The sequence below is a fragment of the Spirosoma knui genome (assembly GCF_054780635.1).
Genome location: NZ_BAAGVY010000002.1, coordinates 651,908 through 670,353 on the forward strand (window position 1 = coordinate 651,908; position 18,446 = coordinate 670,353).

Sequence of the window (18,446 nt, forward strand, 5' to 3'; positions counted from 1 at the left end):
CCTACTTCTTTCCGCGTGTGTATGCGTCTACGACTAGTACTTCTTTTTCTGTTCTTTTCTCAGGTTGTTTATGCCCATTTAGGTACACTCACCGGCTCGGTAATCGACGCCGATACGCGCCTTCCGCTGCGCGGGGTAACGGTGCAGTTGGTTGGGGGCGGCAAGGCCACATTAACGGATGAGCTAGGCCGGTATCGCTTCGACGGGCTGGTGGCTTCGCCTTATAAAATTGAATTTTCGCATGTCGGTTACGCGCCTTTCGTGCAGGACGTAACGATCATTGACGATCAGACAACATACATCCAAACCCGGCTGATAACCGCCCCCGTTACGCTGAATTCCGTGACCGTGTCCGCGCTGAAGGCCCATGACCAGCAGTTAATCAGCAGCGTAGACATTCGGTTACGTCCGGTCACCAATTCGCAGGAGATTCTACGGCTGGTGCCGGGCCTGTTTATCGGTCAGCATGCGGGTGGTGGCAAAGCGGAACAGATTTTTCTGCGGGGCTTCGACCTCGATCATGGCACTGACATTCGGCTGACAGTGGATGATATGCCGGTCAACATGGTGTCGCACGCCCACGGGCAGGGGTATGCTGATCTGCATTTTGTCATTCCCGAACTGGTCGAAGGCGTTGATTTCAGCAAAGGACCGTACCGGGCCGACAAGGGTAATTTTGCCACGGCTGGCTGGGCCAATTTCCGCACGCGGACGGCCCTCGACCGGTCGTTTGCTAAAGTAGAAGTGGGTCAGTACAACACCGTTCGGGCTGTTACGGGACTGAATCTGCTGGGGCCAAATGGCTTGTTCAAGCGGGATACTACTGCCCGTAACCGCAGCCAGTCGGCCTACATCGCTTCGGAGTATTCGTACAGCGATTCGTATTTCGATAATCCGCAGCACTTCAAGCGGTTCAACGTACAGGGCAAATACCACAGTCACCTTTCGCCCAATACGAACGTAACGCTGACCGCGTCAACCTTCTGGAGCAAATGGAATCACTCGGGTCAGATTCCCGATCGGGCGATAGCCCAGGGGTTGATTGGCTTCTTTGGGGCTATCGACCCGACCGAAGGCGGTGAAACGGGCCGGACCAACCTTAACGCCCAGCTGGTGACGATTACATCGCGTAATCACACGCTGAAAAATCAGTTGTTTTACAGCAACTACAACTTTGAACTCTATTCGAACTTCACGTTTTTCCTGCGCGACTCGGTAAGCGGTGACCAGATCCGGCAGCGCGAACGACGTAATCTGTTTGGGTACAATGGCAGCTACGCTATGCAGTCGCAGATCGGTCGCAGCCAATGGACCACTACAATCGGCGCTCAGTACCGGCAAGACCTCACCGGTGGGCGTGGCGACGTACCATCGGAATTGTCATACACCAGAAACCGGGTTGAAACGCTGAGCCGGGTGCAGTACGGTAACATCAACGAACTGAACGCGGCTCTGTACGTCGATGAAGTGGCCCAGCTCTCGGACCGGTTTACGGTCAACGCCGGATTGCGCTACGACTTCTTCCGCAGTCAGTACGAAGATCTACTCCAGACTCCGGTCACCACCCGCTCGGCCACGCAAGGCATTCTTTCGCCTAAACTGAACCTCTATTATACCGCAAACTCCAGGCTCCAACTGTATCTGAACACGGGGCGCGGCTTTCACTCGAACGATACGCGGGTTGTGGTGCCGCAGAATGGTCGAGAGATTCTACCGGGTGCATATGGCTCTGACCTGGGCATTATTGTTAAGCCGGTTCCTAAGCTGTTGATCAATGCGGCTGCCTGGTACTTATGGCTGGAGCAGGAGTTTGTCTACGTGGGCGATGAAGGAATTGTGGAACCCAGCGGCCGGTCGCGCCGAATGGGCATTGACGTATCGGCGCGGTATCAACTCACCCGGCACCTCTACGCCGACCTCGACCTGAACACCGCTCGCCCACGGGCTTTGGGCGTGGAAGCCGGACAAAACTACCTGCCGCTGGCGCCGGTCTTTACATCGACGGGCGGGCTGTCGCTGCAAACGCACTCTGGTTTCAATGGCTCATTACGGTATCGGTACATGGCCAATCGACCCGCCAACGAAGATAATTCAATCGTGGCCCAGGGGTATTTCGTGACGGACCTACAACTCAACTACGCTCGTCGTAGCCACGCCTTTGGGGTATCGGTCCAGAATCTGCTGAACACCCGCTGGAAAGAAACCCAGTTTGCTACAGAAAGCCGTTTGCAGAACGAAACAAGCCCAGTAGAAGAAATTCATTTTACCCCCGGAACCCCGTTTTTCGCCCGTCTGAGTTACACACTGTTCTGGTAGGTTGATGTCGGGGGTGACAAAGATGATAGCGATACGTTGTAATTAAGAAAACCAGTTTTTCGACGTAGTAAAAATATTTTTTTAAAAAATAGGATTAAAATCTAATAAGTCCGGCATTAGTACATAAATGCTCCTCTCAAACGACAGGATCTTTACCGTACTAAACTCGTTCGCCGTGCTGCCAAATCTGCCTCCTAATGAATTATGGCACGCCTTTCGTCAGGGTGACCAAGCGGCTTTTCAGCAGATTTACCGGCTGTACACCCACGATCTGCTACACTACGGGTACAAGGTTACCACCGATAGGCTGCTCATCGAAGACAGTATTCACGACCTGTTTATTGAGTTATGGCAGAGCCGCGCCAATCTGAGCGATACCGATTCCATTAAATTTTACCTGTTCCGCTCGTTGCGGAATAAGATTAGCCGAGCTCGTAGCCGCGACCCGTTCTTTCAGTCCTCCACCATCGATTCGGTGCCGACGCCTTCCGACGATTTTGTCATCGAACGGAATCTGATTGAACGCGAAGAACTTGAGCAGGTCTATCAACAGCTTCATAAAAGTTACGCGCTGCTTACCCCGCGTCAGCAGGAAGCGCTGAACCTGCGGTTCTACCAGCATTTCAGCAACGAAGAAATTGCCCAGATTATGGGCATCAACTACCAATCAGCCTGCCGGTTTATTTACTCAGCCCTGAAAACGCTTCGTGAGGTCGTTCGGATTTTTTCCGTGTCACTGGTGTGGATCGGATTAGCCGAAATTCTTTAGACGGATACAACCATGAATTATTATCAATTTAGTGCTGAAGACCTAGCCGCCGACGACTACTTTAAAGAGTGGGTCTGTGCGCCATCGCCGGAAACGGAAACCTTCTGGCGCGACTTTTTAACCGATTACCCCGAACGATACTATCAGGTCAAAGAAGCCCGTCGGCTGGTCGTGGGTTTACACATGATTCAGCAACCGGTTTCCACAGATGCAGTCGATGTCATCTGGGATCGAATACAGAATACTCTCGAACAGACCCGTCCCGTTTCGCTGGTCCGACAAATACACTGGCGGCAGGTCTGGGCCATTGCCGCCATGTTCCTGCTGGTTTTCGGCGCTGGCTGGCTGGGATATAACCGGTTAGAGACGCCTTTTTCTAGCGTATTAACGCCAAATCAGTCCCGTAACGGCTGGGTCGAAACGCTCAATGAAGCCAGTGAAGTCATGCAGGTACAGCTACCCGATGGAAGCCGGGTCGACTTACAGCGGGGCAGCCGGTTGCGCTACCGGAAAGAAATGAACGGACCACTGCGCGAGGTGACGTTGACGGGGGATGCGTTTTTTACGGTCAAAAAAAATCCGCAAAAGCCGTTTATTGTTTACGCCAACGGACTGATAACCAAAGTGCTGGGCACCAGCTTTCGGGTCAGGGCGCTGACGGATTCGCCAACGGTTACCGTAACCGTACGTACCGGCCGCGTTTCGGTGTATCCGAATGGGTCGGGCCGGGGCCATGACCCCGAATCGAAAGGAATGGTGCTGGTCCCCAATCAGGAAGCGGTTTTTCAGCGCGAGATGGCTACACTGAACAAAACCTTGGTCGAAAGTCCCCGGCTGGTACTTCCACCCAAAGAAGTGCAGTCGTTTGAGTTCGACGATGCGTCCGTGTCGAGCGTCTTCGATGCGATTGAAAAGGCGTATGGAGTCGATGTGATCTACGACGAAGAAGTGATGCAGTACTGTACGCTGACGCTGAGCCTCGATCAGGAAGATCTTTTTCAGAAGCTGGATGTCATCTGCAAAGTGCTGGACGCTACGTATAAGGTCATCAATGCTCAGATTGTTATCTACAGCAGAGGCTGTCCTAAGCAAAAGCTGTCCTAAATAATGCTTATTCTAAACCCTCAAAAAAACCGTCTCTATAACCTGACCTACTCTATGAGAAACCCGTAAGATTCCCCACAAAAAAACATCCATAGTGCTCGCAACACTATGGATGTCACACTCCCCTTTTTACGTTGGTTAGTCCGCAGGCATTCGATTTTTCGGATGCACAGGGGGTTTTTGTCCTTTCATAAACAAAAACTGATCAAAGTAATGAAAAACCCATTACCCTACCAAACCCTCCTTTACCTCATGAAACTTACGTTGTTTCAGGTATTTCTGGCGGTGATTTTCACGGGTGTAACGCTGGCCCACGATGCCGGTGCCCAGGAATTACTGGACAAGCGGGTAAGCATCCGGCTCGAAAATCAGGGCTTGCGGAAAGTCCTGAAAGAGATTGAAACACAGACCAATATTCGCTTTGCGTTTCGTCCTCGGGAAATTCCTGTCGACCTGAAAATTACCGTTGTTGTCACGAACGAATCCCTGCGGGATGTCCTCGACAAAGCGCTCAGGCCACTACGTTTACAGTATGAGGTGGTAGGGCGGCAGATCGTGTTGAGTCCCGAGACGTTACGTGTCGAGCAATCCGAAAAGCTCGAAGATGCCCACCGGGTAACCCCCATTCAGGTCGATCGGCTGATTACGGGTACGGTAAAAAGTGAAACTGGCGAAGGCCTGCCCGGTGTGAGCGTCGTGGTTAAAAATACCACGCGCGGCACCTCGACCGATGCCGATGGGAAATACCGGTTGAGCATCCCCGACGACAATGGTTCGGCGACTACGCTGGTGTTTTCCTTTGTGGGCTACGTCAATCAGGAAGTGGCTGTTGGAAACCGATCATCCGTTGATGTTCAGTTGGCTCCTGATGACAAATCGCTGGATGAGGTTGTCGTGGTTGGGTATGGAACGGTGAAGAAAAGTGATCTGACTGGTTCGCTGGCGCAGGTGAAGTCCAAAGATTTGAATGCCTACCCGGCTACCAACGTTTTGCAGGCGCTGTCGGGTCGGGCGGCTGGCGTGCAGGTGCTGCAGAATACCGGCGCACCCGGTGCGCCGGTCAGCGTCCGGATTCGGGGCACGAACTCCATCCAGGGAAGCAACGAGCCGCTTTACGTAGTGGATGGGTTTCCGCTGTCGGGCAGTAATCCGAACGTCCTCAACAACGCCGACATTGAAAACATCGAGATTCTGAAAGATGCGTCGGCGACGGCCATTTATGGGTCGCGTGGTGCCAATGGGGTCGTTCTTATTACGACCAAACGGGGCAAATCGGGCCGGACCAATGTCGATCTTGAAACCAGCTACAGCACCCAGTCGCTCCGTAGACGACTCGATCTGATGAACGCCACCGAGTACGCCCAATTCTACAACGAGCAGGCTGCCAACGATGGTTTGAAACCCTATTTTACCCAGGATCAGGTCAATGCGTTTGGGGCGGGTTTAGACTGGCAGAATTTTGTGTTTCAGAAAGCGCCTATGAAAACGCTGTCGCTGAACGTAAGCGGTGGTAACGACAAAACCCAGTTTTCAGTATCGGGCAGTACGTTCAATCAGGATGGCATCATTCGCGGCAGCGATTACAACCGCTATTCATTGCGGACCAACATCAACCACGCCATTAGCCGTAAGCTGAGCGTCAGCCTGAACAATACGTTGTCTAAAATTAAAAGCAACGCACGCAATAGTCAGGGCGGCAACCGGGGCGGATCGCTCATTGCCGGGGCTATTTCGGCTCCGCCCATTCTGACACCCTATAACGACGACGGTACATACCGGGTTTTCGGAACGGCCTATGCGTTTATCAACGCCCAACTTATCAATCCCATCAATTTTCTGAATGAACAGCAGGCGTTGTCCAACTCCAATCGGGTACTGACCAACGCGGCTGTTTCGTATAATCCGACTCCTGAGTTAACCTTTAAATTTTCGGGGGGTGTGGAGAATTCGGACGACCGAAGCGATTCCTATACCACCAATCAGTTCGTCAACAATCAGGGTAGCGCCAGCGTCAGTACGTCGCAGTTTACAAGCTTGTTGAGCGAGAATACGGTCAGTTATAACAAAACCCTTCGCCAGAAACACTCGATTGCGGCCGTTGCCGGATTCACGTATCAGGACTTCGTTACGACGTCGCTGGACGGCAGTGGGGTCGGCTATCTGAGCAACACCAGCGAAACCTTTGATTTGTCGGCCGCTGCTACGCCCGGCATTCCCACGTCGGGCTTTTCCAAGTCGACCTTGTTGTCGTACCTGGGCCGGGTGAATTATTCCTACGCCAGTAAATACCTGGCCACGGCCAGCTTCCGGGTCGATGGTTCGTCGAAATACAGTAAGGGCAACAAATGGGGCTATTTCCCGTCGGCGGCTCTGGCCTGGCGGATTTCGAACGAAGATTTTCTGAAAGACAACACCTTTATTTCGGACCTGAAACTTCGGGCGAGCTGGGGGCAAACGGGCAGTCAGGCCATTGGTGCCTACGCTACGTTGAACCAGCTTTTTTCGGGCAAAACCATCTTCGACGATGCCTTGTACACGACCTACGCTCCCGGAACCGTGCTGCCCGGCAATCTGAAATGGGAAACGACCGAACAAACCGACATTGGCGTTGACCTGGCCATTTTGCAGAACCGCCTGTTCATTACGGCTGATTATTACATCAAAAACACCCGCGATCTGCTGAATACCGTGTCGCTGCCTTCATCGCTGGGGTTCGTGAATACCATTCAGAACGTGGGCGAGGTGCAGAACAAAGGGTTTGAGTTTGGGGTCAATTCGAACCTAACGACAGGGGCGGTGAAATGGGATATTAACGCCAACATTGCCTTCAACCGCAACAAAGTAATGAAACTATATGGCGGACAGGACATCCTGGGCGGGTACATCGACATTAATACCATTACCGATTACCGGAATATTCTGCGCGAAGGCCAGCCGATTGGCCGCTTCTGGGGGTATATCGAGGATGGGTATACTGAGCAGGGGCTGGTGAAATACAAAGACATTAACGGCGATGGGGCCGTGAACACCCTGGACAAAACCTACATCGGTGACCCGAACCCGAACTTCATTTACGGCTTTAACTCGACGGTGTCGTACAAAGGCCTGAGCCTGACAATTTTCCTGCAGGGGAGCCAGGGCAACGACATCCTGAACACCAGCTCGATCAACAATACGGTCGATTACAACAACGGCCTGAACATGCCTCGCGAGGTATTCCTGGATCACTGGACGCCAACCAACAAAACGGCGAAGTACCCGCTGATCAGCAACAAAAACCGCATCAACGTATCGGATCGATTTGTGGAAGACGGCTCGTTCATGCGCCTGAAAAACATTCAGTTAGCGTACAATCTGCCGCTTCAGCAATGGGGCGTTACGTGGGCGAGGACGGTACAGCTATATGCCAGTGGGCAAAACCTGCTGACACTAACCAAATACTCCTGGTGGGACCCCGAAGTAAACTCAAACGGCGGGGCAAACTCCACCTCACAAGGTTTCGATCAGTTCAGTTATCCAACCTCTAAAGCCATTACGTTCGGCATCCGGGCGGGGTTTTAATGAGTGAAAGAACGGTCCACCGTGGCGGTGAATGAGCGAATACCTTTCGGGGCATCCCCGCTCATCTCCACAAACATTCTTTTACTCTCTCACTCTTTAGAAACATGAAAAAGATACTATTCCTACTCTCAGTTCTGGCGTTGACATCCTGTGAGGATGTGCTGGAAGAAGAAACCAAATCCCTGGCTGTCGAAACGTTTTACAATACGTCGGCGGAGGTTGAATCGGCCGTGAACGCGATTTATATGCCCTTACGTAGCAGCAATACCAGCGGCATGGGTGTTTACGTTGCCGTGATGGAAGCTCATATCGACTATGCCTATGGCCGGGGCAGTTATGGCGTGTTGAATAATTTTGCCGGGCTGGACAACGTCAACATTAGCCGTACGTCAGGTACGTGGGAGGCTTTTTACCTAAGCATCCGGAACGCGAATCTGGTGATAAAAAACGCACCCAATGGCAAATCCGTCAGTCAGGCCGACCTAAAGAAATACGTAGCGGAAGCGAAGTTTCTGCGGGCGTTCAGTTATTTCCACCTGGTTCGGAACTGGGGTGCGGTGCCGCTGCGTACCGAAGCTAACATGACGGAGATTGGTGCCAAGCGAAGTTCTGTCGATGAGGTGTATGCGCTGATTCTGGCTGACCTGAAAGACGCCGAAGTGAATCTCCCCGACCAGGTCGCCCAGTCGGGTCACCCCACCAAATGGGCGGCCAAAACGATGCTGGCCGATGTGTATCTGCAATTGGGCCAGTTCGCCGAAACGCGGGATAAGTCGGACGAGGTGATCAAATCGAAAAAGTATTCGCTGGTGCCCGTCGCTACTACGGATGATTTTCAGAAGATTTTTGGGCCAGCCGTTATCACCACGCCCGAAGAGGTTTTCTACCTGAAGTTTTCACGGCAGGCGAATCAGGGGAATCTGTGGCCCTGGCTAACCAACCACCCCGGTACGAAACTGCACGGGGGCGGGGGCGTTTACGGGCACCATAGCGATACGAATAATCCCGTGTATAAAAGCTGGGACGATAAAGACCTTCGGAAAGGACTCTGGTACATCTGGAATATCGGTATTGGCAGTACATCGTTGCTGAGCAAGAAGTTTATCGACCCTGAAGCCATTGGCTCCGGATCAGCCAACGACGCCCCCTGGTACCGTTACTCCGATGTCTTGTTGCTATACGCCGAAGCGGCCAGCCGGGCGGCCAATGGCCCCACGGCCGAAGCAGTTGAAGCCCTGAATCAGGTGCGTCGCCGGGCGTACGGCAAAAACCCGGTCGCTCCCTCCGATATCGATGTTAAACTGGCCGATTACAACGCCACTACGTTCGTGGATCTGGTCATTAAAGAGCGCGGCTACGAGTTTCAGTACGAAGGCAAACGCTGGCTAGAACTGAAACGTACGGGCAAAGCCAAAGAGATTATCAAGGCTGTAAAAAATGTTACGATTGCCGATAAAGCCTTCCTCTGGCCGCTTCCGGTTTCGGAATTAGGCTACAACACCGCGATCGACGCCGTGAAAGACCAAAACCCCGGCTATTAATCTTTTATAACGTATCAACCCATTTTGACCATGGAGTCATCTGAGAATCAAGATAAGCTATCGGCCATGTTCAGCCTGAACCGCCGGAAATTCCTTCACTCGGCCCTGGCGGGAGCTGGTGCCGCTACGTTACCTCCCCTGTCGTCGGATGCCGAAGCGGCAACGAGGGCGGCTGATGAGTTTAAAGAACCGGCCCGTAACGTGCCCATAAAAGGCGAATTCGACGTCGTGGTGTGCGGAGCGGGTCCGGCGGGCGTATCGGCGGCTATCACGGCCGCTCGTGCCGGGGCAAAAACGCAGCTGCTTGAAATCCACGGCTGTCTGGGGGGCGTCTGGACGGCTGGATTACTGACCTATATTTTCGACTTCAACAAACCCGGCCTGACTCGGGAAATTAAAGCAAAGCTGGACGAACGCGACGCCCGACGTAACAAAATCGCCGACCAGTTTGTCTACCACCCCGACGAAATGAAGCTGCTGCTGGAGGAAATGTGCGCCGAAGCAGGCGTAAAATTCCGGCTCCACACGCGCGTATCAGCCGCTTATAAAGACAAAAAACAACTCACTACCGTTGTTACCGATTCCAAGTCGGGCCGCGAAGCCTGGAAAGCCAAAGTGTTTATCGACGCGACGGGCGACGGTGATCTGGGCGCACAGGCAGGAAACGCGTGGGAAATTGGAAGGGGAGGGGATACGTGTCCCTGTCAGCCGCTGACACTCAATACGTTGGCGGTCGTGAAAGACCCGGCGGCCCTGAAGCAGTTCATCTCGTTCTATACCAACGACGGCGATAAGAAAAACTGGCACGTTCCGGCGGTCGAAGCCTTCAAGAAAGAGATTGCCAGGGCGGGTATTACGCCTTCGTACGGCATGCCCACGCTGTTCCTGATTCGGGATAATCTGGTCATGATTATGGTCAACCACGAATACAACATCAAAGCCTTCGACGCCGACGAGTTGACTGAAGCCACCGTTCGGGCGCGGGCCGAGGTCTACAACATTGTGCGTGGTCTGAACAAGTTAGGCGGCCCCTGGGAAGGCATGCAGATCGTGGCTACACCCGAACAGATTGGTATTCGCGATGGCCGTCGGATAGCGGGGCGGTACACGGTTAAAAAAGAAGATCTGGTCGTTGGTATTCGTCACGACGATGCAGTGGTTCGTCCGACATTTGGTGTTGACATCCATGCCGCCGACCGAAAAAGTAATGAGGTCGAAACCATTAGCCGGGGTGGCATCAAAATGATTCCTTACGATATTCCGCTACGTGCCCTGATCGCCAAAGACGTCGATGGGCTGATGATGGCGGGGCGGTGCATCAGCGGTGATTTTGTGGCGCACGCGAGCTACCGGGTCACCGGCAATGCTGTAGCGATGGGCGAAGCCGCCGGAGCCGTAGCGTCGATTGCCGCTAAGACCAATAAGCCCCCACATGAAGTAGCCTGGAGCGACGCATCACAGCTATTAACAAAGTTAGGCATGCGCGAAGCGTAGATAACGTCAATTATGGATAAAAGCTGGCGACCCCAGCAAGCCGCTGTTGTACCCCTCCCAGCCTCCCCTACAAGGAGAGGAGTTTTAACCGGCAAGTTCTGCTCCTCCCCTTGTAGGGGAGGTTGGGAGGGGTAGATAATTAAGCGTTTGGGGAAGGAAGCCTAGGAAGTACACAGCATCTACCTCAAAAGGGTACAAACTCGGGATTCCCGGTAATTGAGCAGCAACACAAAAGCCCGGTTTCGCCGGGCTTTTGTGTTGCTGCTTATGTCAGAAAGCACTAGCTGAACGCGTTGATGTGCTTCTGGAAGATAGCCTCGTACTTATTGGCGGCTGCCGTTTGCTTGGCTTCCTTACAAGCTTCCACGATGGTTTGCAGGATGTACAGGTCCGCATCGGGGTTACCAAAACGTCCCTGACCACTCTTCGCGTAGCTCAGGTTCTGGTCGGCCCGCCCGGCCATGGTATCCGCAATTTCGAGGGCTTTCTTGGCATCGCCAACTTCGAACAGGAAGCGTACGTAGTTCGACGAAATCTGGTCGAACGGAATGCTCTTGTCCGGGATCACCTTCAGCGAGTAGTTCAGTACGTCGCGGGCTTTAGCCATGTTGCCTTCGCGGATGAACTGATCGGCCAGCCGGAAGAAGGCAATGCGGGCTGAGATGACCGGCGGTCCTTTGTAGGTTTCGTCGTAATACACATCCGGGTTGTCAAACTGACGCCAGAAGGTTTTCTTGGTCATGTTCGTGTACATGATATCCGAATTGACGTACCCGTCGGTGGCACCTGGCACCGCTACCGGCATCAGCCGATACGCGTAGCCTTCCAGCTGCATGTAGTTTTTCAGATTCAGGTAATTGTCGCTGGCCAGGGTGCTCGAGAAATAGATCGGACGCTGCCAGTTGTTGGTCGCGATGATGTCGAGCATGATCAGGTCAGGCTTGTACAGGTCTTTCTTGCCGATCGTCCACTGTAGCGTATCCTTCATCAGCGGACGTAGCATGGCCGGTACAAACTTCGCCTTATCGATGGCACCCTTGTCGATGGGCAGGAACAGCACCGACGACGGAAGCACACTCGTCATGTCACCGTTGGTGAGCGGTACCTGAACGGCGGGGCTGCTGGACTTGATCAGGCTGATGTACTGTTTCAGATCGATACCATCTTTTACGCCCGGCACTTCGTAGAAAGGCACAATGTCGTTCTTGCCCTTGTTGAAGTTTTCCATCTCCAGCGAGATCGGCAGCGCGTCGGATTCGTACGTCTTGCGTTTCATTTGCTGAATATACCATTCGGTACCCAGCAAACTGAGGTTACACACCCGCACATCGCGCCGGAATCCTTCGACCTCCTGGACGTACCAGAGTGGGAACGTATCGTTATCACCACCCGTAAACAGAACCGCGTTCGGCGCGCAGGAATTCAATAAGTTCTTGGCAAAGTCGACGGATTGGTAGCGGTTGTCCCGGTTGTGATTGTCCCAGCTTTTGGCTCCCATCATAACCGGTACCAGCAACGATAGGCCGACGACCAGGCCGTTACGGGTCGTATCGGATTTGAGCGTATTCCGTAATCCTTCGGCGATTGCCATTGCGCCCAGCCCCAGCCAGATCGCGAAGAAATAGAACGAGCCGACGTAGATATAATCCCGTTCGCGCGGCTCCGAAGGAGGGGAGTTCAGGAACACCTGCAGGGCAATACCCGTGAACAGGAACAGCAGGCCAACAATTAGGAAATCGCGACGGCCCCGGTAATACTGGAAGACGATGCCGAACAAGCCCAGAATAAACGGCAGCATGTAAAAGTTGTCGCGGGCTTTGTTGGTCTTCAGCAGGTCTGGTACGTTTTGATCCGACGACCAGGGCAGCAGATAACCAGCTCCTTCTTCGTCGCTCTCCCGACCCGCAAAATTCCACATAAAATAGCGCCACCACATGTGACCCAGCTGGTAGCTGAACAGGAACTTCAGGTTGTCGCCCATCGTGGGTTTCTGCCCTTCAGCAAGACCCAGCATCTGGCGGTATAACTGCGGGTGATTTTGCTGGCTGCTGTAGACGCGCGGAAAGAGCATCTCGTCGCCCGGTGAATAGACGTATTCGGGCTGGTAATCGAAAATAACGTATTTGTTGCCTTCTTTTTTCCACATGGGGGCCCCACGCTTCTGGTCGACTGGCCGGGACGTAAAGACGGGACCATAGAGCAGCGAGCGGCTACCGTACTGCTCCCGACGCAGGTACGACAGGAAGTTCAGCGCATCACTGGGATCGTTTTCATTAATCGGCGGATTGAAATCGGCCCGTACCAGCACCTGCATATACGACGCGTAGCCAATCAAAACGAACGCCAGCGCGAGCAGGGAGGTGTTCAGAACAGCCCGCTGCTTGCGAACCGACCAGATAATACCATAGACAATAGAGCCCAGGAACACGACCACGAAGAAAATCATGCCCGAGTTGAAAGGTAGCCCAAGCGTATTCACGAAGAACCGCTCTACCACGAAAGCCATACCCGGCAGACCCGGAATAATACCCGAGTTGATGATGCCGAGGATGACCAGACCAACTCCAAAGGCCGCAGCACCGCCCCAGAAGGTCGGTTTCGCTGTTTTCTTGAAGTAATAAATCAGGGCCAAAGCAGGCAGCGTAACCAGGTTCAGCAAGTGAACACCGATCGATAGCCCCGTCAGGTAAGCGATGAAGATCAGCCAGCGATTGGCGGCTGCTTCGTCGTTGATACGTTCCCAGCGGAAAGCGGCCCACACGACGATCGCCGTGAAGAACGACGACATGCCGTATACTTCGGCTTCGACGGCCGAAAACCAGAACGTATCGGAAAAGGTATAGGCGAGCGCTCCAAGCAGCCCGGTACCGATCACGAGCAACGTATCGGCGGTGGAATAATCCTGCTCGGCTTTGTTCAGCAGCTTCTGCGCCAGCATGGTGATGGTCCAGAACAGGAACAGGATCGTGAAGGCGCTGGCTAACACCGAGGCCATGTTTACCCAATACGCTACGCTGGTCAGATCGCCAAACGACAGCATCGAAAAGAGCCGACCCAGCAACAGAAAGAACGGCGCACCGGGTGGGTGGGGCACCTGAAGTTTAAACGAACACGCAATGAACTCGCCACAATCCCAGAAACTGGCCGTACGTTCAACGGTCATCGCGTAGGTGAACAGCGCGACGACAAACGTAACCCAGCCTGTGATGGTGTTCAGGCGTCGGAATGATTGCATACAGATAAAACAGTTAAACGAAAGCTACTTTTTGTGTAAACACTGCCCAAATTTAGCAAAATAAAGCCCGTACCGGGTGGGAGGAGGCTGTTAAAGTTTGTTAAGGTCTAACCTGGGCAGAGTATACCCGACTTACTCCGGAATAGACAGGTGCGGTTTTTTTAATGGTTGCTCAATCGTTTGCCCCTAGTCAGCATCCAATTAAAACGAGTCATTCAGGCGTCCCTTTTCAAAAAGTAGGGCCACGAATTTAGGTGCTTGGCAGCACCGCTCTTGGCTGCTGAGCCGCTTCCAGTAGATGAATTAAGAGATCCGCCATCGCGTTGTGGGCCGTATTCGCCTGCGTGGTAAATGGGTCATCGTGAAGGGCAGGCTGGGAGGTGGCCAGCCAAGCTGTCCAGTTGTCATTGTATTCGGCTATAAGGGTCGGCCGGTCGAACGAGCTGATCTGGCCAGCCCCAAAAAAACAGGTCGGTCAAACTAGGTTCTTCCACGAAGCCAAGTTTACGCAACCGCTCGTACCGGTCGCGGGTGGGATGAAGCCGGTGGGGTTGATACGTTGAGTCGTCTGTATTCATACACGTTGAAAGCACTAAGAGCCCGGTTATAACCGGGCTCTTAGTGCTTTCAACGCCTGCGGCTAGGCGAACATATCTCCTTTGATGTAAGCAACCGATTCGCTCTCAGCTACCTCTTCCTGTTTGATCTTGATAAAATGAACCGCCTGGATGTATACCATCTCATGCGGATTAAAGCCGATTCCACCTGCCAGAATATAGCCGTTGTCGAGTGCATGGGCCACCTTCTCTTCAATTTCACCAATTGTTTCTCCCATTAATACTACGTAGGGCTTCTTGTCCATGTTTAACGCGTTGCTTGTTTACCTTAAATATATCAAAAAAGCCCGACGTCTGTAGCCGGGCTTTTTACTCGAAAAACTAACTCTTTACGGCTTGATAACTTTAACGCTCTGCCGCTGAGCAGGTACTCCGTTACCGGCTTCACTGACGACCTGCAGGAGATACAGACCTGAGCTTTGCGACTGCAAATCCCAGTCAATTACCTGTTGAGTATTTGCCTGCTGCCAACGCTGTTGACGTATTGGCTTTCCGCCTGGATCAACCAGCTCTACCTGCAAGGAACGTCCCTCAGCACCACTTACCACTGCCCGTAGTCGATCCTGCTGAATCGGGTTTGGGGCTAGCTGAACCTGCAAAGGTGTTTCCAGCTGAGCCACCTCTCTGGCCCGGCAACCCGCGTCTACTGTCAAGCGGAAAGGGCCGTAAATGGTCACAGCACCCGCCTGATCGGTCGTTTTTAGATAGAAGTTGCCCTGGGTATTGGATTGTGTGTTGATCAGAGCTAAGCTCGATGTGGCCGTGCCTCTAAAGAGTTGCGGAGTTTCCATGAGCTTGGGGCTGGTCAGGCTGTTCTTATACCACTCATATTTGACCGGAGCGCCACTCACTGCAACGCTGATCACGGCTGTTCCTCCTCTACACACGGTGGGGTTGTTACCTCCGAATACGGTAGTAGAAGCGATTGATGAACAGCCGTTGTCTTGTCGGGTAACAGTCACAGAGTAAACGCCCGTCGTGTTTATGGTAGCCGTGTTACCACTGCCCTGCTGGATAACACCAGTACTGAAGCTATAACTGTAACTGGCTCCTGGCGTTGCTGTCAAGGTAACGCTGGCGTTAGTAAAGGACAAAGGCCCGCTGTTGGTTAAAGTGATATTTTGGGGGGCTGTTGTGTTGCTCTCTATGGTGCTGGTAGCTGTAGCTGAGCAGCCGTTTATGGGGTTAATAGCCGTGAGTATGATCTGCCCCCCCGTTCGGTCGCCAATAAAAATATCTTCACTGTCACCACCCGGTGTCGCTGCACTACCTGAAGTCAGTAGCAAGTCACCTCGGCGAACCTCGAACGTACCTGGTCCGAAGGTGTAGTTTAAGCGAACCGTCTGATTGGCGCAGGTCAGTGTGCCCGAAACGCTCAACGTAGCGGCAGGGGCTAAGGTGTTGCTCTCCACAGTGGTAGTTTGGACCGCTGAGCAGCCATTGGCTCCAGTTGCGGTCAGGGTGTAGGTACCGGGACGGTTGGCACTCACCGTTGGTCCACTGGCGCTATAGCCCTCTGGACCGGCTAGGCCATAACTAACCCCAGTGGTGCTGCTGAATGCGCTCAGCTGAACAGAGGTCTGCGCGCAGGTCAAGGGGCCATTGTTGGTTAAGCTCACGTTCTGAGGAGGGGTTGTGTTGCTCTCCACGGTGGTAGTTTGGACCGCTGTACAGCCATTGGCTCCGGTAGCCGTCAGGGTGTACTCACCGGGCTGACTAATGGTGGCCGTATTAGCCGAATAGCTCTGTCCACTCGGTCCGGTGATGATAAACTCGGGACTGCCGTTAGCAGAAGCATTCAGCACCGCTGTTGGTTGAGCGCAGGTGAGTACGTTACTCATACTCAGGCTCAAGTTGCGTGGTGGGTCGGTATTGACCTCCACCAAGGTGGTAGCTGTGGCGGTGCAGCCTTGAGCGTTGGTCACTAGAACGGTATACTCACCGGGATTGCTGACGGTGGCCGTGTGGCTACTGGTACCGGTGGGCTGGCTGACAGGGAAGGGACCACTGAAGGCATAGGTGGCGTTGTTACCCGCCGAAGGTACAGTCAGCCGAACGCTGGTCTGCTTACAGGTCAGGGGGCTATTGCTGTTAGGTATTATGTTCTGCGGGGCTGCAGTTTGGCTTTTCACCTCCGTGGTAGCTATGGATGAACAGACACCCAAATTGGTAACGGTCACCGAATAGACACCTGATGCCGTCACCGAAACCGCCGACGTAGAACTAGGTTGACCTGATAAGCCCGGTCCGGTGAACCGGTAGCTGGCTCCTTCCACCCCCCCTCTGGCCTGGAGTTGAACGGAGGTAGTGGCGCAGGTTAAGGGGCCGCTGCTGGCCAATGTAACCTGCGAAACTCCAGGGACAATCGTGATTGGCCCTACTTCATTAGACACACAGGACCGGTTAGTGACCCGAAGGCGAAATTTATAGTTAGTTCCATAAGGCAGATTAGCCGGTAGATTTGTGTATTCCAATAGGTAAATGAAATCTAATACAGGCGTTACTAACTGTGTGGCGTTATTGAAATTCCCTGACCCGTCCGAGAGTTCCAACGTTATGAGATCGCTGCCATAATATGCACCGATTTTACTCCAATCTATGATATTATTAAAAATGGGCCCAGATCCTGAACAAACAGTTTGACTCGGCAAACTATAGGTAATGGTTAGGCACTGTTCATCGGCTAACGCTCTGGCACCTGACCTGGAAGGTGAATCGATATTTTCGGTGGTTATGATTGGCGGTTTGCCGTTTCCCTGATTCGTCAGGGTGTAGCGCTGGGCCTGAACTGATTCGCTCAAGAAGCCAGTAAGCAAAACGATAAGAGTAAACAGGTGCTTCATGAAACGCAGTTATTTGAAAATCAGAAAATAATATAATATGTAAATGTACTAAAAGATCAGATTGGTTAACGTTATATAATATGATTAGCTTTTTATAGTTACTAAGCGGAGGGTAAGGGCATGAAAAAGCCCGACTGGTCTAGGAGTCGGGCTACGAAGGGTCAATTTATACTTGTCTGAGTAATTTACGTACTAGCAAACTAATGATCAGCAGCAGTCCGATACAGGAGCCAGCGACAGCCACCGGCCCCGCTCGTCGATACGTAACCGGGCCACGGATGAATTGAATAATTAGCAGGCAATTCAGACCGGCTATAAATACGAGTAGGGGGCGTGTGGTTGGTAGTGATGAATCCTACAGGTACTGGATTAGATAAATTCGTTAATGCCATGCCAATGGCCTGCATCCATGCTTTCGGGTAAGCAGGCGCCACTGAGTTGCCGATAAACTTCCTTTGGTGCGTCTGGGTGCCTGACAGCGCGTAGTTGGCCGGGAAGCCCTGAATTAGCTTGAGTTCTTTCACTTTGAGCATTCGCATCGGAATATCGACAATGCCGTATTCAACCATGTACGCTTGTTATCAAGTAGCACCAGTGTCGGTCTGTCGTAATGGTTAGCGATGGGCTGTTAAGGACTATCCCAACGTTTGAGAAGCTGGCTAGCTTAGCTGTCCAGTTGCTAGTATATTGGGAGATAAACGTCGGCCCGTCGCGAATGTCAATGCGACCCGCTTCAAAAAATAAAGTGATCAGACTGGGTTTCTTAAGGAACCCCAATGCACACAACCGCTCGAAGCGATCCTGACTTAACTGCATTATTGGATATAGCTCCGTATAGTGTGGACAGAAATTGGAAATCCCCGTCGTAGATCAAAGTCAACTTTCCTCTGAAACTAGCTACTTATAAACCTTTCCGGCTTGATTGGAGTATTGGTAGTCTAAGCAGTTGAAGAATAGAATCATGAA

The 18,446-nt window shown here is 52.7% G+C and carries 11 protein-coding genes; 6 read left to right on the top strand and 5 right to left on the bottom strand.

Going from position 1 to position 18,446, the window contains the following annotated elements; translation table 11 throughout:
- Positions 1-21 precede the first annotated feature (21 nt).
- From ACYVIY_RS07470 to ACYVIY_RS07495, 6 genes are all read left to right on the top strand, one after another.
- Positions 22-2,316 carry a TonB-dependent receptor gene (locus ACYVIY_RS07470; protein ID WP_460975677.1) on the top strand — a complete coding sequence of 765 codons (2,295 nt, stop codon included), beginning with the start codon at positions 22-24 and terminating at the stop codon, positions 2,314-2,316.
- Between the two features lie 127 nt (positions 2,317-2,443).
- The gene (locus ACYVIY_RS07475) at positions 2,444-3,085 is read left to right on the top strand and encodes an RNA polymerase sigma factor (protein ID WP_460975678.1); all 642 of its coding nucleotides are present in this window, start codon (positions 2,444-2,446) and stop codon (positions 3,083-3,085) included.
- 12 nt (positions 3,086-3,097) lie between these two features.
- On the top strand, positions 3,098-4,189 hold the full coding sequence (locus tag ACYVIY_RS07480) for a FecR family protein (protein WP_460975679.1): 1,092 nt from the start codon (positions 3,098-3,100) through the stop codon (positions 4,187-4,189).
- 252 nt (positions 4,190-4,441) lie between these two features.
- Entirely contained in the window at positions 4,442-7,750 is a 3,309-nt protein-coding gene (locus tag ACYVIY_RS07485; RefSeq protein WP_460975680.1) for a TonB-dependent receptor, read from the top strand.
- A 104-nt stretch (positions 7,751-7,854) separates the two neighbouring features.
- Positions 7,855-9,291: a RagB/SusD family nutrient uptake outer membrane protein gene (locus tag ACYVIY_RS07490; RefSeq protein WP_460975681.1), complete on the top strand. Its 1,437-nt coding sequence runs from the start codon at positions 7,855-7,857 to the stop codon at positions 9,289-9,291.
- A gap of 30 nt (positions 9,292-9,321) precedes the next feature.
- On the top strand, positions 9,322-10,785 hold the full coding sequence (locus ACYVIY_RS07495; RefSeq protein WP_460975682.1) for an FAD-dependent oxidoreductase: 1,464 nt from the start codon (positions 9,322-9,324) through the stop codon (positions 10,783-10,785).
- Between the two features lie 280 nt (positions 10,786-11,065).
- Here ACYVIY_RS07495 and ACYVIY_RS07500 read toward each other — a convergent pair whose 3' ends face one another.
- The 5 genes from ACYVIY_RS07500 to ACYVIY_RS07520 form a co-directional block, all read right to left on the bottom strand.
- Positions 11,066-14,020, bottom strand: a complete 2,955-nt coding sequence (locus tag ACYVIY_RS07500) for a glycosyltransferase family 117 protein (protein ID WP_460975683.1) — start codon at positions 14,018-14,020, stop codon at positions 11,066-11,068.
- A 404-nt stretch (positions 14,021-14,424) separates the two neighbouring features.
- The gene (locus tag ACYVIY_RS07505; protein WP_460975684.1) at positions 14,425-14,598 is read right to left on the bottom strand and encodes a hypothetical protein; all 174 of its coding nucleotides are present in this window, start codon (positions 14,596-14,598) and stop codon (positions 14,425-14,427) included.
- Between the two features lie 62 nt (positions 14,599-14,660).
- The gene (locus tag ACYVIY_RS07510) at positions 14,661-14,882 is read right to left on the bottom strand and encodes a hypothetical protein (protein WP_460975685.1); all 222 of its coding nucleotides are present in this window, start codon (positions 14,880-14,882) and stop codon (positions 14,661-14,663) included.
- 84 nt (positions 14,883-14,966) lie between these two features.
- Positions 14,967-17,480 (bottom strand): hypothetical protein, encoded by a 2,514-nt coding sequence (locus tag ACYVIY_RS07515; RefSeq protein ID WP_460975686.1) that lies wholly within the window; start codon positions 17,478-17,480, stop codon positions 14,967-14,969.
- Positions 17,481-17,680: 200 nt separating this feature from the next.
- Positions 17,681-18,049, bottom strand: a complete 369-nt coding sequence (locus ACYVIY_RS07520; RefSeq protein ID WP_460975687.1) for a DNA cytosine methyltransferase — start codon at positions 18,047-18,049, stop codon at positions 17,681-17,683.
- Between the last annotated feature and the right edge of the window lie 397 nt (positions 18,050-18,446).

What these genes read in the sequence shown, in the direction of transcription:
- ACYVIY_RS07470 (WP_460975677.1), top strand. Translation starts at nt 22, where the DNA reads ATGCGTCTACGACTAGTACTTCTTTTTCTGTTCTTTTCTCAGGTTGTT.
- ACYVIY_RS07475 (WP_460975678.1), top strand. Translation starts at nt 2,444, where the DNA reads ATGCTCCTCTCAAACGACAGGATCTTTACCGTACTAAACTCGTTCGCC.
- ACYVIY_RS07480 (WP_460975679.1), top strand. Translation starts at nt 3,098, where the DNA reads ATGAATTATTATCAATTTAGTGCTGAAGACCTAGCCGCCGACGACTAC.
- ACYVIY_RS07485 (WP_460975680.1), top strand. Translation starts at nt 4,442, where the DNA reads ATGAAACTTACGTTGTTTCAGGTATTTCTGGCGGTGATTTTCACGGGT.
- ACYVIY_RS07490 (WP_460975681.1), top strand. Translation starts at nt 7,855, where the DNA reads ATGAAAAAGATACTATTCCTACTCTCAGTTCTGGCGTTGACATCCTGT.
- ACYVIY_RS07495 (WP_460975682.1), top strand. Translation starts at nt 9,322, where the DNA reads ATGGAGTCATCTGAGAATCAAGATAAGCTATCGGCCATGTTCAGCCTG.
- ACYVIY_RS07500 (WP_460975683.1), bottom strand. Translation starts at nt 14,020, where the DNA reads ATGCAATCATTCCGACGCCTGAACACCATCACAGGCTGGGTTACGTTT.
- ACYVIY_RS07505 (WP_460975684.1), bottom strand. Translation starts at nt 14,598, where the DNA reads ATGAATACAGACGACTCAACGTATCAACCCCACCGGCTTCATCCCACC.
- ACYVIY_RS07510 (WP_460975685.1), bottom strand. Translation starts at nt 14,882, where the DNA reads ATGGACAAGAAGCCCTACGTAGTATTAATGGGAGAAACAATTGGTGAA.
- ACYVIY_RS07515 (WP_460975686.1), bottom strand. Translation starts at nt 17,480, where the DNA reads ATGAAGCACCTGTTTACTCTTATCGTTTTGCTTACTGGCTTCTTGAGC.
- ACYVIY_RS07520 (WP_460975687.1), bottom strand. Translation starts at nt 18,049, where the DNA reads ATGGTTGAATACGGCATTGTCGATATTCCGATGCGAATGCTCAAAGTG.